We start from the raw sequence: 14,973 nt of genomic DNA on the forward strand, positions 1-14,973 counted from the left end.
AGGTCACAACATGCTTGAAATTCTTTTAGGGATTATTCTTTTTACGGGCATTGTTATCGCGCTGGTATTTGTCATAATCGGTGCGAAAAACAAATTGGTCGCAGAAGGCGATGTGGAAATTCTGATCAATGACGAAAAGAAAATTCATGTGCCTGTAGGTTCGAAGTTATTAACCGCGTTGGCGGATAACGGTTTGTTCGTTTCATCGGCTTGCGGCGGCGGCGGTACTTGCGGGCAATGCAAGGTGAAAGTCAATTCAGGCGGCGGAGAAATTTTAGCCACTGAATTAAGCCACATCAGCAAACGGGAAGCGGCTCACGGAGAGCGTCTTGCTTGTCAGGTTTCGATTAAGCACAACATGGACATTGAAGTCGAAGACAGTGTCTTCGGCGTCAAAAAATGGGAATGTACGGTTAAATCGAATCATAACGTTGCGACTTTCATCAAGGAGCTGGTGCTGGAGTTGCCGAAAGGCGAAGAAATCAACTATCGCGCCGGCGGTTACATTCAGATCGAATGTCCTCCGCACGTTTCCAAATACAGTGATTTCGATGTCGAAGAACGCTTCCGCGACGATTGGAATAAGTTTAATTTGTGGCGTTATGTCTCTACCGTAAAAGAGCCTGCATTGCGCGCTTATTCGATGGCGAGTTATCCTGAAGAAAAAGAAATCATGCTGAACGTGCGTATTGCGACACCGCCTCCAGGCGCGCCGGATACCGTACCTCCAGGGATCATGTCTTCTTTTATCTTTAACCTGAAGCCCGGCGATAAATGTATTGTTTCCGGTCCTTACGGTGAGTTTTTCGCTAAAGACACTCAAAACGAGATGGTCTTTATCGGCGGCGGCGCGGGTATGGCCCCGATGCGTTCGCATATCTTCGATCAATTACGCAGGCTGAAATCCAAGCGTAAAATGAGCTTCTGGTATGGTGCGCGTAGTAAGCGGGAAATGTTCTATGTAGAAGATTTCGACATGCTGGCCAAGGAAAATGATAATTTTGAGTGGCATGTTGCGCTGTCTGACCCGTTGCCGGAAGATAACTGGACGGGCTATACCGGGTTTATTCATAATGTTCTGTTTGAAGAATACATTAAGAATCATCCGGCGCCGGAAGATTGCGAGTTTTACATGTGCGGACCTCCGATGATGAACTCGGCGGTGATCAAGATGCTGTTGGATAATGGCGTAGAGCCGGAAAATATCTTGCTGGATGATTTCGGCGGATAAGCAATCTTGAGATTCTATCTTTTTTTTAAAGCTTGTTTTTCGCAAGGATAGAATCGGAAGCATCAAATCAAACGAGGAGTGCGGCTAGTACCACTCCTCGTTTTTTTATTGTGGGCCTTTACAAACTTTACGGGGTGATACCATGGCTTATTTTCTAGTGACTTTTGTGTTTATGGCTGTTGTTGTTGCCATTATGGCGGTAGGTGTTATCTTCGGTAGACGCGCTATTAAGGGGTCATGCGGCGGAGTGGCGAACGGCGGTGATTGTGTTTGTGTGGAAAAATGTGATAAAAGAAAGAAAATGGATGCGGAGGCTCGTTTAAATCAGGGATTGTAGGCTGGCTCTAACTATCCGGTGCTTCTTTTTCGGTTGTTGGGCTACGCTGTAAAGCTTCCGGTTTTTATAACAACAATCAGGAGTTCACGATGCTGGCAAAAATTGCTGTTGCAGATTACATGTCGAAAAGATTGGTTACGCTTGCCAAGGACGCCAATATAGTCGACGCCGTAAAAAAATTACTGGATCATAAAATCACCAGTGCTCCGGTTGTCGACCAGAGAGGCCAGTTACTGGGTATGTTTTCGGAAAAGGACGTCATGAGAATTGTTTTGGAGGCGGTCTACAACCAAAGTATGAGCGGCAAGGTTGGCGACTATATGAGCACGGAAGTCGTTAGTGTCGACGCCGAGGCCAGTATTGTCGATTTGGCTGAGAAGTTTGAACAGACGTCGGTCAGAAGTCTTCCTGTTTTTCAGGATAATGAGTTGGTTGGAATTGTCAGTCGTACAGATGTCTTAAGGGCTTTGGCTTCAAGCAATTAAGGTTGTCAAGCTGGGCGCAACGGCTCCTGCAATATAGGCATCGCCTAAAGCCTCTTGGGGTTTCATTGCCCGCAATGGTCGAAAATAATGAGTGGTACGCAAACCTTTTATTGGCATGACTACGAAACATTCGGTACGGATCCTAGAAGAGACAGGCCTGTTCAGTTTGCCGGGATTCGTACCGATTTTGATTTCAATATCGTAGACGATCCTTTGGTTGTCTACTGCAAACCGGCGGCAGACTGCCTTCCTCATCCCGAGGCCTGTTTAATTACCGGAATCACCCCTCAGTTAGCCGAGCAAAAAGGCGTTTGCGAAGCCGAATTTATTCGCCTGATTCATCAGCAATTGGCTCAGCCCAATACCTGCACTCTTGGCTATAACAGCCTTCGTTTTGATGATGAAGTTACCCGGAATTGTCTCTACCGTAATTTTTATGATCCCTACGCAAGGGAATGGCAAAATGGCAACTCCCGCTGGGATCTGATCGATGTGGTCAGGGCGGCCAGAGCCTTGCGGCCTGAGGGTGTTGTATGGCCGGTTAACGAACAAGGCGGTCCCAGTTTCAGGTTGGACCAGCTTACTCAGGCTAACAATATAACCCATGAGGCGGCGCATGATGCGCTTTCGGATGTCTACGCAACCATCGCGATCGCCAAGCTGGTCAAACAAGCGCAGCCTAAACTCTACCAGTTTCTGCTTCAACATCGGATCAAAGCCGAAGCTCTTAACTTGCTTCAGTTTGGCAGTTTTAAGCCGGTGGTGCATGTTTCAGGAAAATATCCCGCATCTAAACATTGTTTAGCCATAGTGCTTCCTGTTTGTAAGCATCCTGCTAATACTAACGGCGTGATCGTCTATGATTTGTCCATTGATCCCGGGCCTATGCTGGAGCTGTCCGTCGGGGAAATTCAGCAAAGAATTTTTACGGCTACCGCCGATCTGCCTGAAGATGTGGCAAGAATTCCGCTAAAAACCGTGCATATCAACAAATGTCCTGTCTTGGCGCCAGTGTCTGTTATCAGGCCTGAAGATGCGCAGAGGCTGGAAGTCGATCTGGCGCTGTGCTATGCCAACATCGATAAGATTAAAGCGGCTATCGGATTGGCTGATAAGGTGGCGGCAGTTTTTAGCGGCCAAAACTACGCCGAACAGGGCTCCGATCCTGATTTGGAAATTTACAGTGGCGGTTTTTTTTCTGAAAGCGATAAAGGTCAAATGTTTAAAATCAGAAATATGCAACCAAGGCAATTAGCGGACTCTACATTCAAATTTATCGATAGCCGGTTGCCGGAAATGTTGTTTAGGTATCGTGCCAGAAATTACCCGGAAACCTTGAGGGCTGATGAGCTGCAAAACTGGAATGCGTTTTGTGTTAGCCGGTTAAGCAGGCGTCAAACGGGTTCCGGTATTGTGCTTGATGATTATTTCAGTCGATTAGATGAGTTGCGCCGAGACGAAAATGTAAATAGGGAAATCATTAATGCTTTGGAGGATTATGCGTTTGAGAAAATGCGCAAATTTGGAATTAAACAGGCTGGGACAGCGTAATTATTAGTATATAGAAGCTAAAGTAATAAATAGCTTGCTAAATCCTGAGAATGCCCTATAATGCACAAATCAATCGCGGGGTGGAGCAGCTTGGTAGCTCGTCGGGCTCATAACCCGAAGGTCGTAGGTTCAAATCCTGCCCCCGCTACCACATAGGACTGCATGGATGCAGGAGTTAGAGCGCCGCATGAAGCGGTTGCCGAGAACCCCATTTTGGGGTTTTTTGTTTTCTGGGCTTTGGTGATTTGGAAGTCTGTAGATGATTGTCAATGGAAGAGCCTTAGGCTCTTTTTTTTTGTGCGAAAGTAAGTGAGGAAAAAATGAAACAGGCTCCTGAGCATTTGGTTAGTCTGATTGAGCCAATTGTTGAAGGTTTAGGTTATGAATGCGTAGGTATTGAATATAATCCTCATCCTAGGCATGGTCTGTTAAGAATCTACATCGACAGCGAGAACGGAATTCTTGTTGATGACTGCACTAAAGTCAGTCATCAAATCAGTGGGGTCATGGATGTCGAAGATCCCATTCAAGGGAATTATCAGTTAGAGGTTTCTTCACCGGGTGCGGACAGGCCTTTTTTTAAAGTGAGCCAGTTCGAACGCTATGTCGGCAGCGTGGTTTTGGTGAATTTATTTAAAGCCATCGATGGCCGCAGAAAAATTACAGGCCTGATAGAAAAAGTTGAAGGCGATATTGTTACGCTTCAGGACAATGGTCAGGTTTTTGAGGTTCCATTTGCCGCGATGAGCAAAGCGCGGTTGGTGCCTGAGTATTTAATTGAAAAAGGAGGACGCAGTGGCAAATAAAGAAATTTTGTTGGTGGTTGATGTTTTTTCTAATGAAAAGGATATTGAAAAAGAAATAGTTTTTCAGGCTATAGAATCAGCATTAGAAGCGGCTACAATCAAGCGCCACGCAAATCAAATCAAAGCCCGTGTCAGCATTAACAGAAAAACCGGCGACTATGTTACTTATAGGGTCTGGGAAGTGGTTGATGCCAACAATCAAATTGACGGTGATGTGGAGTTTCCGGAAACGCAAATACTGCTGGAAGTTGCAAAGCTTGATAATCCCGATGTTAAAGTCGGCGATTTGATCGAAGAAGAGATCGAGTCTGTCGATTTCGGACGTATCGCTGCACAAACCGCCAAACAGGTTATCATCCACAAAGTCAGGGAAGCTGAGCGCAAGAAAATTGTCGATGCTTATAAGAGCCGCGTGGGCGAACTGATTACCGGTATCGTAAAACGCATTGAAAAAGGCTGCGTCTACCTGGATTTGGGTGGACATGTGGAAGCTTATATCGCTAAAGAAGATATGATTCCTCGGGAAGCGATTCGTATCGGCGACAGAATCAGGGGTTATTTAAAGGATGTGCGTTCAGAGCCTCGCGGCCCGCAATTGTTTGTCAGCCGGACCGCACCGGAATTGCTGATTGCGTTGTTTCGTCTTGAAGTGCCTGAGGTCGGTGAAGGCTTGATTGAAGTGATGGGCGCTGCGCGTGATCCGGGTTCCAGAGCCAAGATTGCCGTCAAAGGCAATGATCCAAGATTGGATCCGGTCGGTGCTTGCGTCGGCATGAGAGGATCGCGAGTCCAGTCGGTTTCGAATGAACTGGCCGGAGAGCGCGTTGATATTATTCTTTGGAACGCAAGCGATGCTCAGTTTGTGATTAATGCGATGTCGCCGGCTGAAATCCAGTCTATCGTCGTTGACGAAGACAAGCACAGCATGGATTTGGCGGTAAGCTCGGATAATTTGTCTCAAGCTATAGGCCGTGGCGGACAGAATGTGCGTCTTGCAACACAGTTAACCGGTTGGGAACTGAATGTCATTGACGCCTCTAAGGCGGAAGAAAACAGCGAAGCCGAGGCTGACAAGATAAAGCAGTTGTTTGTCGAACAATTGGATATCGATGAGGATATTGCATTGATTCTGGTTGAAGAAGGTTTCAATACGGTTGAAGAAATCGCCTATGTTCCGGTCAGTGAAATGCTGGAAATTGAAGGTTTTGACGAAGAACTGGTGAATGCGCTCAGAAGCCGTGCTAAAGACGCTTTGTTGATTAGCGCTATTGCCGCTGAAGAAAAAATAGAAACGGCCGAGCCCGCACAGGACTTGCTGGAAATGGAAGGTATGGACAGGGATTTGGCTTATGACCTGGCCAGTCAAGGTATTATTACAATGGATGATTTGGCGGAGCAATCGGTAGACGATTTGTTGAATTTTCCAGGAATGAATGAAGATCGGGCGGCAAAATTGATTATGAAGGCGCGTGAGCCTTGGTTTGCTGAGGAATAGGCGAGTAGGTAAGGGGTTGAAATGAGTAATAAAACGGTACGGCAATTAGCTGAGGTAGTGAAAATACCTCTGGAACGATTATTAGAGCAACTGAAAGAAGCAGGATTATCTGCGAGTGCCCCTGATGATGTCATCAATGAAGACGAAAAGATGCAGCTACTCGCGCATTTGCGCAAACGCCATGGTAAGGATGAAGGTGCGGCCGAAGGTTCGCTGAAACGAGTGACGTTAAAGCGCCGGACTGTCAGTGAGCTTAAGCAGGCAAGCGTACCAGGCAGCACTACCAAAACGATCAGCGTTGAAATCCGCAAACAGAAAACTTACATAAAACGCAGCGAAGTAACCGAGTCTGACGAACAAAGGAACTTGGAGTTAGCCAAGCAAGCTGTTAAAGGGCAGGTTGCGCCGCAAACTGAAAGTTTTCCTACAGCGGAAGAGCCGGTAAAGGCGCAAGAAACTGTTTTGGAGCAAAAGAAAGAAGCCGCTGTTGCGCCGGAAGCTACGCCTGCTGTTGAAGAGCAAGTAACTGCCGAGCCTGAAGTTGAACATATTGCTTCCCAGCCGATTGAGACACTTTCGCCATCCCTGGCAGTTGAAGAAGAAGCTGAAGTCTCGCCGGTATTGGATCTCGAAGCAGAGACCGACTATGAATCATTGGTTAAAGCCAAAGAATCGACAGAAGCCAGAAAAAAACAACACGAAAAAGATCTTCGTCTTGAAGAGTCGATCAAAAGAAACGCTGAAAAAGTAAGGCAGCAGGCATCAGCCAAGCAAGAAATCCTGCATAGAAAAAAACAGGAAGAAAGTTCGCGTGCCGGCGCTGGCGGCAGAGACACCAAGAAAGCTAAGAAAAAAGGTAAGAAGACTGAGCGCGTCAATGTGAAGCCAGAAGGTAAACATCAGTTTGAAATGCCGGTTGAGCCGATCATAAAAGAAGTCACCATTCCGGAAATGATTATTGTGTCCGATCTTGCGCAAAAGATGAGCGTTAAGGCCGCCACGGTGATTAAGCATCTGATGAAGCTCGGTATTATGGCGACTATCAATCAAAGCATAGACCAGGAAACCGCGGTTATTTTAGTTGAAGAAATGGGTCACAAAGCCATCATGCAGAGTGATGACGATCTTGAGCAGGAAATGCTGGCTGAGGCGCAGGCAGACGATGATAATCGTGTGGAATTGCCCAGGGCGCCGATTGTTACCATTATGGGGCATGTCGATCACGGTAAAACCTCGCTGCTGGATTATATCCGTAAAACCCGTGTTGCAGCCGGTGAGGCTGGCGGTATTACCCAGCATATCGGTGCCTATCAGGTAAAAACCGATCACGGTTCGGTGACCTTTTTAGATACACCGGGTCATGCGGCATTTACTGCAATGCGCGCCAGAGGGGCCGATGTTACCGACGTGGTCATTGTCGTAGTCGCAGCCGATGACGGTGTTATGCCGCAGACCAAGGAAGCGGTCGAACATGCCAGAGCCGCCAATGTGCCGATTATCGTCGCAATCAACAAGATCGATAAGCCCGACGCGAATCCTGACAAAGTGATGCAGGAACTGTCCAATATTAACGTGTTGGCCGAAGAGTGGGGCGGCGATGTGCAATTCCTGAGAATTTCGGCAAAAACCGGCGAAGGTATCGATGACTTGATCGAAGCGTTGATTGTCCAGACTGAAATCCTTGAATTGAAAGCGCCTGTCGAAGGTGCGGCATCGGGTATTGTTATTGAATCAAGGCTTGATAAAGGCCGCGGTGTCGTGGCAACGGTGCTGATTCAAAAAGGTACGCTGGAAAGCGGTCAAATGGTGCTGTGCGGTCATGAATACGGCCGCGTTAGAGCCATGTTCAACGAGAACGGCGTGTCGATTAAAGAAGCCGGGCCTTGTGCGCCGGTTGAGATTCTGGGGCTTTCAGGCACACCGAATGCCGGTGATGAATTCCTGGTAGTACAAAACGAGCGCATCGCTAAAGATTTGGCCAAGCACCGCGAAGACCGCAAGAAGCTGTCCCGACATGCGGTGCAGCAAGCCTCTAAGCTGGACGAAGTATTCTCCAGAATGACGACCGGTGAAATCGCCAGTGTCAATCTGGTGCTTAAAACCGATGTTCAGGGCAGTCTGGAAGCGTTGCGCAGCTCTTTGGTCGGTTTGTCGAACGACGAGGTCGAGGTCAAGGTCGTCTTCGGCGGCGTCGGCGGCATTAATGAAGGCGATGCGAATTTGGCGTTGGCTTCCGGTGCGATTCTGATGGGCTTTAATGTCCGGGCCGATGCGACTGCACGAAAACTGATCGAAGAAAAAGGCATTGACCTGCATTACTACAGCATCATTTATGAGGCGATCGATGAGGTTAAAAAAGCCATCAGCGGCATGTTGGCGCCTGAAATTAAAGAACAGATCGTCGGTCTTGCCGAAGTGCGCGATGTATTTAAATCGCCGAAATTCGGCGCGGTTGCCGGTTGTATGGTCGTTGACGGGTATGTGAAGAGAAATCTGCCGATACGGGTTCTGCGTAATAACGTGGTTATCTTTGAAGGGCAATTGGAATCTTTACGTCGTTTTAAAGACGACGCGAACGAGGTCAAAATGGGCATGGAATGCGGTATCGGTGTAAAAAATTACAACGATGTACAGCCCGGCGACCAGATCGAAGTGTTTGAACGTATCGAAGTGAAGCGGGAACTGTAAACCTCATGGCAAAAGAATTTGGTCGTAACGCCCGTGTATCATCGCAGATGCAGAAAGAGCTTTCTTTTATCCTGCAACGTGATATTGATGATTCCAGGCTGGGCTTTATTACTATCAATGAAGTTGTAGTCACCAAGGACCTTGCCGTTGCCAAAGTGTACGTCACGGTATTGAATGTCGACGAGCAGGGCAAGCGCGCTAATGTTAAAGTGCTGAACGAGCTGGCGCCTGTAATCCGGCACCAATTAGCCAAAAGGATGCGCTTGAGGCATATCTCCGAATTGCGGTTTTATTACGATGATTCGTTTGATACCGGCATGCGCGTTGCGGAACTGTTAAGCGACTTGGATAAACCGATTGATTCCGATCAGGACAAGCAAGACGAAGGTTAGGCTGCATGAGTAAACGCAAGTCCGGGTGCAATATTCACGGCATAGTGTTGTTGGATAAGCGCTTGGGCGTATCTTCAAACAGAGCCTTGCAGGAAGTCAGGCGCTTGTTTAACGCCAATAAAGCCGGGCATACCGGTAGTCTCGATCCTCTGGCTACGGGTTTGTTGCCGCTTTGTTTCGGCGAAGCGACTAAAGTATCGGCGCTAATGCTGGACGACAACAAGCGTTACCAAGTCGTTGTTCAACTCGGGATCATGACTGATACCGGCGATGCCGAAGGCGCGGTGATAGAAACCAAGCCGGTGCCTGAGCTATCGGTAGACGACGTTCTGGCTTGTCTGGAAAAGTTTACCGGCGAAATCGATCAGGTTCCGCCGATGTATTCGGCTTTGAAACAGAACGGTAAAAAGCTGTATGAACTGGCGCGGGAAGGTAAAACCGTCGAGCGCAAAGCCAGGCGCATCACCATATTCGAACTTAAGCTGCTGGATTTTTCCAAAGATCGGTTGACGTTGGACGTGTTTTGTTCAAAAGGCACTTATATCCGTTCGCTGGCCGAAGACATCGGCCACGATCTGGGCTGCGGCGGCACGGTAAAGGAATTGCGCAGGCTGGAAGCGGGCCAGTTCAGTATTAAAAATGCCAGAACCATCGAGCAGCTGACGGCAATGGATCAGCAAAGCTTGTTTCAATGCCTGATTAATGTCGATAAACCGCTGGAAGCTTTTCCCTCCGTGCAGTTGTCCGGTGAACAGACAATCTGCATAAAACACGGTCAGACACTCGACCTTTTGGCGCTGCCAAGCACAAGCCCGGAAACGAAGCAAGGTACGGTGCGCATGTACAGCGACGCCGTATTTTTAGGCTTGGGAGAAATGCGTTTGGATGGTAAACTAGCGCCGAAGAAGTTGTTCAATATGAGCAACGATCCTGCCTGATCTATACGTCCAGGCAGAAAGAATACACCTGTTTCTACACCCTATCGCGGAAACAGTGTACATAAGGAGTCGCCGGTTGGCGGCTTTATTTTTTTAATTTTTAATCTAAATAGGGATTACAAATGCCATTTACTGCAGAACAAAAGAAAGCGGTCGTAGAAGAATATCGTCTGTCCGAAACCGACACGGGTTCGCCTGAAGTACAGATTGCTTTATTGACAGCGCATATCACCCATTTGACGCCGCACTTTGCGGAACACAAAAAAGACAACCATTCGCGCCGCGGTCTGTTGCGCATGGTTAATCAGCGTCGTAAATTGCTGGATTATCTAAAAAATAAAGACGGCAACCGTTATCGTTCTCTGATTGAACGTCTCGGTTTACGTAAGTAACAGTACAAAGAAACGGCACAACCTCGGTGCCGTTTTTGCTGTAGGTCGGGCCTACCCTAGCGCTCAACAGCGATTAGCGTAGCCCGACAAACAATCCTCAACTAACCTCGCAAAGGAACCTTATAGTGAATCCTATCAGGAAAGAATTTCAATACGGCGATCGACTCGTTAAATTAGAAACTGGTGAAATAGCGCGTCAAGCAGACGGCGCTGTTATGATCGACGTCGATGGTACAACGCTGTTGGTTACCGTCGTCGGTAAAAAACAGGCAAGTGGCGGCGACTTTTTTCCATTGACTGTTAACTATCAAGAAAAAGCTTACGCAGCCGGTAAAATACCGGGCGGCTTTTTCAAGAGAGAAGGTCGTCCCAGTGAACAAGAGACTTTAACGTCCCGTTTGATTGACCGTCCTATCCGTCCTCTTTTCCCAGAGGGCTACACCAATGAAGTCCAGATCATTGCAACCGTCGTATCGTTGAATCCTGAAGTTAATCCCGAAATTCCCGCTTTATTGGGCGCCTCTGCCGCCTTGGCTGTTTCAGGATTGCCATTTAACGGTCCGGTAGGCGCAGCCACAGTAGGTTATAAAGATGGCGGCTATTTATTAAATCCAAGCCCTGACGCATTAAAAGAGTCGCAACTGGAATTGGTCGTTGCGGGAACCGCGCATGCGGTATTAATGGTCGAGTCTGAAGCCGACAATTTGTCGGAAGAAGTGATGCTGGGTGCGGTTTTATTCGGCCACGAGCAAATGCAGGTTGCGATTAACGCCATTAACGAATTTGCAAATGCTGCCGGTGCAGGTGTTGTCGAGTGGGTGGCCCCTGAAGTTAACACCGAACTTAAAAAACTGGTCACTGACGAAGTTGAAGAGGGCATTAAAGCTGCTTACCAAATCGCCGAGAAACTGGTCAGACAGGAAAAACTGAAAGAGATCAGGGATGTCGTGGTTGAAAAACTGGTGGCTAACGGCGAGTATGTAGAAAACGACATACGCGGCATTATCGAACACCTGGAATACCGCATTGTTCGCAACGCGATTCTTAACGAAGGTAAACGTATCGATGGGCGCGATTTGGACAAAATCAGGCCGATTACGATCAGAACGGGCGTATTGCCAAGAACCCACGGATCGGCATTATTTACCCGCGGCGAGACTCAGGCTATCGTGGTTGCAACACTGGGAACACAGCGTGATGCCCAAATCATCGATGCATTGGCCGGCGAGTACAAAGAGCCGTTCATGCTGCACTACAATTTCCCTCCGTACAGCGTTGGCGAAACCGGTTTTGTCGGCTCGCCAAAACGTCGCGAGATCGGTCACGGCCGCTTGGCGAAACGCGGCGTTGCCGCCGTATTGCCTAATATGGATGAATTTCCGTACACCATCCGCGTGGTTTCCGAAATCACCGAATCCAACGGCTCAAGCTCTATGGCCTCGGTTTGCGGCAGCAGCTTGGCGTTAATGGATGCTGGCGTGCCGATTAAATCGCCGGTTGCCGGCATCGCGATGGGCCTGATTAAAGAAGGCGACAGCTTTGCGGTATTGTCGGACATCATGGGCGATGAAGATCACTTGGGCGATATGGACTTTAAAGTCGCCGGTTCAGTAGACGGTATTACCGCGCTGCAAATGGACATCAAAATCGATGGCATCACCGCGGAAATCATGAAAACGGCTCTGGACCAAGCAAAACACGGTCGTTTGCATATCCTGGGCGAGATGAATAAAGCCTTGTCCACCACGCGTGAAGAAATGTCCGATTTCGCACCGCGTATCATCACCTTCAAAATCGATCCGGCCAAAATCCGCGAAGTTATCGGTAAAGGCGGCGCAACCATCCGCAGCATCACCGAGCAGACCGGAGCGAGCATTGATTTGACTGATGACGGTATCGTGAAAGTGGCATCCGTTGATAAGGCTGCCGGCGAAGAAGCGCGCCGGCTGATCGAAGAAATCACCGCTGAAGTTGAAGTCGGTAAAACTTATGAAGGCAGAGTCGTCAGATTAATGGACTTCGGTGCTTTTGTTACCATCCTTCCCGGTAAAGACGGCTTGGTTCATATCTCGCAAATTTCGGACGAACGTGTCGATAAAGTCAGCGACAGGCTCAATGAAGGCGATGTGGTCAAAGTCAAGGTGCTTGAAATAGACCGTCAAGGCAGAGTCAGATTGAGTATGAAGGAAGTCGACGCGGAATAATCCGCAGTTATTGCCGTTCTTAACAAAGAGCGGCTTAAGGATATAAAAAGGGATTGTGATTGGTCACAATCCCTTTTTTCGTTTACTCATGCTGGAAAGTAAAGTCCAGGGAGAGTAAAAAATATCAAGCTTTTTGTCAGGATCAGTTAATCCGGTGACTTGAAAGTATCAGGCAAAAAAAAGCGCCCTAGTCGAGAAAATAGGGCGCTGAAGGTACAACACTCAGGAAAGAGGTGAGGAGAAGCTACTAAACTTGTAAATGAATAAGCATTAACTATGCCAATTTATTATATCTTTATATTTCAGTAAGTTGAGCTATTTCTGGTAATTATTCATGTAGCATTTGCACCAAAAATAGCAGTTCATCCGTATTAACTGACCGGAATCAGTGCATTTTCTACTGATTTTTCCAGTCCTGTCCGGTGTGGATATGAATGGGTGGTTGAGTGCGCCTAAATTGGATGTTCCTTTGATGCGAAAGACGTCTTAAGTTGAGGGGGAAGTTTTTAAATATCATTTTTCCATCGACTACCGGAGTGATCATATGGAAAATAAGCTAAACTAATACGCTATTGTGTGTTTCGGCTTTCTCATTCGGTATTTTTTATTGCATCTGAGGCATCGTTCCTTCTACATTAGCCAATCACTGACAAAACTATATGCCATTTTTTTCATACAAAGGCCGTAACAATAAAGGCGAGCTGGTTAAAGGCGTGTTGGAGGGGCCTGATCGTAGTGCAATCGCAAAACAGGTTTTCAATCTCGGCATTACTCCGGTTGAAATCCTGCCCGGCTCAGCGCCTTCCCCCGAGAGCAATCTGTCGATTAATCTGTTTCAAGAGAGTATAGAACTGGTTGATGTGATGATGTTTTGCCGGCAAATGTACACCTTGCTCAAGGCCGGTATTCCTATTATGAGTGCACTGAATGTTCAGCTGACATCGATCAGAAATAAAGCATTTGTCGAGGTGATTTCCGAGGTTCGCGCGAGTCTTGATAGCGGCCACGAGTTATCCGCCGCGCTCAACCAGCATCCGAAAGTATTCAACAGTTTTTATATCAGCATGATACGCGTCGGCGAAACTACCGGCATGCTGGACAGGGTATTTCTGCGTCTGGTCGATTACCTGGAATTTGAAAAATTTATGCGGGAGCAGATCAAGGCGGCGTTGCGCTATCCTACATTTGTCATGGCGGCGATGGTTGTGGCGATTGTTGTCATTAACCTGTTCGTTATTCCCGCATTTGCCAAAGTGTTTGCAAATATGGGGGCGGCGTTACCGTTAATGACTAGGGTTTTGTTGGGCTTTTCTGATTTTATGGTGACCTCGTGGCCGTATTTGTTGGTAGGTATCGTGGTGGCGGGATTGCTTTTTCGCGCCCATGTCACATCAATTAACGGTAAATATCAATGGGACAGCTTTAAATTAAAAATTCCTATTGCCGGTGCAATTATCCACAAGGCAAGCATGGCGCGTTTTGCCAGAACCTTTGCGCTGTCCAGTAAAAGCGGCGTGCCGATCATGAGCACATTAACCCTGGTGGCGCAAACCGTCGATAACGACTTTATCGCGCATAAAGTGGAGCAAATGCGCCAAGGCGTCGAGCGTGGCGAAACGATTTTGCGTACAGCGACTAATGCCGGCATCTTTAATTCCTTGGTACTGCAAATGATTGCCGTTGGTGAAGAATCGGGTGCATTGGATGATTTGATGGAAGAAATTGCCGACATGTATCAGCGCGATGTCGAATATGAAATTAAAACTTTGGGGGCTAGAGTAGAGCCGATTATGATCATATTTTTGGGTGTGCTCGTGCTTATTCTGGCTTTAGGTATTTTTCTGCCGATATGGGATCTTGGCAGAGCGTCGTTGCACAAAACCTAGCTATGAAACCGAAAATAAAACTATCGCAATCCGGTGCAAGCCTTTTTGGCTTTGCAATTTACATCAGCATTGTTTCCATGCTGACCTTCGGTTTGACGTCTGCTCTTAATCGCGTGCAAGGCCGAGCCGAGACGATAACGATGGAAGCCGACTTGGCCAATATGCGTTGGGAGTTGCGCGAACTGTGGGTTCACCGTAATGCGACCGGGCAATCGTTTTCCGCCGGCGAGATAGAAAATCTCAATCCGCTGCTGTTGTTGGGCGGGCGTCCGAACAATTATAGCGGCGAGTTCGCAGAAGCGCCTGCGGGCGTTCGATCTGTCTGGTATTTCGATACTAAAGCCAAGCGCTTAGTGTATGTTTTTAGCGATGGCCGTCAAGTACGCTACCGATTGACCAGTACCGCCAAGCTTAATCGCGCTTCACAGGGAGCAATGGGCGGGGTGGATTTGGCGCCTGATTAAGAGGGGGCGGAGCCTCATAAATCTTAAATTGCTGCATAACAACGTTTAAACCCATGAAAAAAACTATATGACACAAACGGTAAGGTGTAGAATTTCCATATGTC

Annotated in this window: 13 protein-coding genes and 1 tRNA gene; all 14 read left to right on the forward strand. The window is 47.7% G+C overall.

Translation table 11 applies throughout. The features are described 5' to 3' along the window. Positions 1-10: 10 nt before the first annotated feature. The 14 genes from nqrF to B0F88_RS14390 all read left to right on the forward strand — a co-directional run bounded on the left by nqrF (position 11) and on the right by B0F88_RS14390 (position 14,869). Complete coding sequence (gene nqrF, locus B0F88_RS14325) at positions 11-1,231, forward strand: NADH:ubiquinone reductase (Na(+)-transporting) subunit F (RefSeq protein ID WP_104424619.1); 1,221 nt, start codon at positions 11-13, stop codon at positions 1,229-1,231. Between the two features lie 142 nt (positions 1,232-1,373). Then, positions 1,374-1,568, forward strand: coding sequence for a (Na+)-NQR maturation NqrM (nqrM, locus tag B0F88_RS14330; RefSeq protein ID WP_104424620.1), 195 nt, complete (start codon positions 1,374-1,376; stop codon positions 1,566-1,568). Positions 1,569-1,657: 89 nt separating this feature from the next. Then, a complete protein-coding gene (locus B0F88_RS14335; RefSeq protein WP_104424621.1) occupies positions 1,658-2,053 on the forward strand; it encodes a CBS domain-containing protein in 396 nt (131 codons plus the stop codon). 87 nt (positions 2,054-2,140) lie between these two features. After that, positions 2,141-3,604 (forward strand): exodeoxyribonuclease I, encoded by a 1,464-nt coding sequence (gene sbcB, locus B0F88_RS14340; protein ID WP_104424622.1) that lies wholly within the window; start codon positions 2,141-2,143, stop codon positions 3,602-3,604. A gap of 74 nt (positions 3,605-3,678) precedes the next feature. Continuing rightward, a tRNA-Met gene (locus tag B0F88_RS14345) sits at positions 3,679-3,755 on the forward strand. Between the two features lie 169 nt (positions 3,756-3,924). Then, on the forward strand, positions 3,925-4,410 hold the full coding sequence (gene rimP / locus B0F88_RS14350) for a ribosome maturation factor RimP (protein WP_104424623.1): 486 nt from the start codon (positions 3,925-3,927) through the stop codon (positions 4,408-4,410). Continuing rightward, a complete protein-coding gene (gene nusA / locus B0F88_RS14355; RefSeq protein WP_104424624.1) occupies positions 4,400-5,905 on the forward strand; it encodes a transcription termination factor NusA in 1,506 nt (501 codons plus the stop codon). The genes rimP and nusA overlap by 11 nt, the downstream gene beginning before the upstream one ends. Before the next feature lie 21 nt (positions 5,906-5,926). Beyond that, complete coding sequence (infB, locus tag B0F88_RS14360; protein ID WP_104424625.1) at positions 5,927-8,593, forward strand: translation initiation factor IF-2; 2,667 nt, start codon at positions 5,927-5,929, stop codon at positions 8,591-8,593. A gap of 5 nt (positions 8,594-8,598) precedes the next feature. Then, positions 8,599-8,985 carry a 30S ribosome-binding factor RbfA gene (rbfA, locus tag B0F88_RS14365; protein ID WP_104424626.1) on the forward strand — a complete coding sequence of 129 codons (387 nt, stop codon included), beginning with the start codon at positions 8,599-8,601 and terminating at the stop codon, positions 8,983-8,985. 5 nt (positions 8,986-8,990) lie between these two features. After that, positions 8,991-9,923: a tRNA pseudouridine(55) synthase TruB gene (gene truB / locus B0F88_RS14370; protein WP_104424627.1), complete on the forward strand. Its 933-nt coding sequence runs from the start codon at positions 8,991-8,993 to the stop codon at positions 9,921-9,923. Between the two features lie 122 nt (positions 9,924-10,045). Further along, the gene (gene rpsO / locus B0F88_RS14375; protein WP_104424628.1) at positions 10,046-10,315 is read left to right on the forward strand and encodes a 30S ribosomal protein S15; all 270 of its coding nucleotides are present in this window, start codon (positions 10,046-10,048) and stop codon (positions 10,313-10,315) included. A gap of 125 nt (positions 10,316-10,440) precedes the next feature. Further along, positions 10,441-12,519 carry a polyribonucleotide nucleotidyltransferase gene (gene pnp, locus B0F88_RS14380; protein ID WP_104424629.1) on the forward strand — a complete coding sequence of 693 codons (2,079 nt, stop codon included), beginning with the start codon at positions 10,441-10,443 and terminating at the stop codon, positions 12,517-12,519. A 659-nt stretch (positions 12,520-13,178) separates the two neighbouring features. Beyond that, positions 13,179-14,405 carry a type II secretion system F family protein gene (locus B0F88_RS14385; protein ID WP_104424630.1) on the forward strand — a complete coding sequence of 409 codons (1,227 nt, stop codon included), beginning with the start codon at positions 13,179-13,181 and terminating at the stop codon, positions 14,403-14,405. 2 nt (positions 14,406-14,407) lie between these two features. Beyond that, positions 14,408-14,869: a hypothetical protein gene (locus B0F88_RS14390; RefSeq protein ID WP_104424631.1), complete on the forward strand. Its 462-nt coding sequence runs from the start codon at positions 14,408-14,410 to the stop codon at positions 14,867-14,869. The last annotated feature ends 104 nt before the right edge of the window (positions 14,870-14,973 follow it).

The sequence above is a fragment of the Methylobacter tundripaludum genome (assembly GCF_002934365.1).
Classification (GTDB): Bacteria; Pseudomonadota; Gammaproteobacteria; order Methylococcales; family Methylomonadaceae; genus Methylobacter_A; species Methylobacter_A tundripaludum_A.

Bases quoted from the DNA above. Each gene is read 5' to 3' on its own strand.
- nqrF (WP_104424619.1), top strand. From the start codon at position 11: ATGCTTGAAATTCTTTTAGGGATTATTCTTTTTACGGGCATTGTTATC.
- nqrM (WP_104424620.1), top strand. From the start codon at position 1,374: ATGGCTTATTTTCTAGTGACTTTTGTGTTTATGGCTGTTGTTGTTGCC.
- B0F88_RS14335 (WP_104424621.1), top strand. From the start codon at position 1,658: ATGCTGGCAAAAATTGCTGTTGCAGATTACATGTCGAAAAGATTGGTT.
- sbcB (WP_104424622.1), top strand. From the start codon at position 2,141: ATGAGTGGTACGCAAACCTTTTATTGGCATGACTACGAAACATTCGGT.
- rimP (WP_104424623.1), top strand. From the start codon at position 3,925: ATGAAACAGGCTCCTGAGCATTTGGTTAGTCTGATTGAGCCAATTGTT.
- infB (WP_104424625.1), top strand. From the start codon at position 5,927: ATGAGTAATAAAACGGTACGGCAATTAGCTGAGGTAGTGAAAATACCT.
- rbfA (WP_104424626.1), top strand. From the start codon at position 8,599: ATGGCAAAAGAATTTGGTCGTAACGCCCGTGTATCATCGCAGATGCAG.
- truB (WP_104424627.1), top strand. From the start codon at position 8,991: ATGAGTAAACGCAAGTCCGGGTGCAATATTCACGGCATAGTGTTGTTG.
- rpsO (WP_104424628.1), top strand. From the start codon at position 10,046: ATGCCATTTACTGCAGAACAAAAGAAAGCGGTCGTAGAAGAATATCGT.
- B0F88_RS14385 (WP_104424630.1), top strand. From the start codon at position 13,179: ATGCCATTTTTTTCATACAAAGGCCGTAACAATAAAGGCGAGCTGGTT.
- B0F88_RS14390 (WP_104424631.1), top strand. From the start codon at position 14,408: ATGAAACCGAAAATAAAACTATCGCAATCCGGTGCAAGCCTTTTTGGC.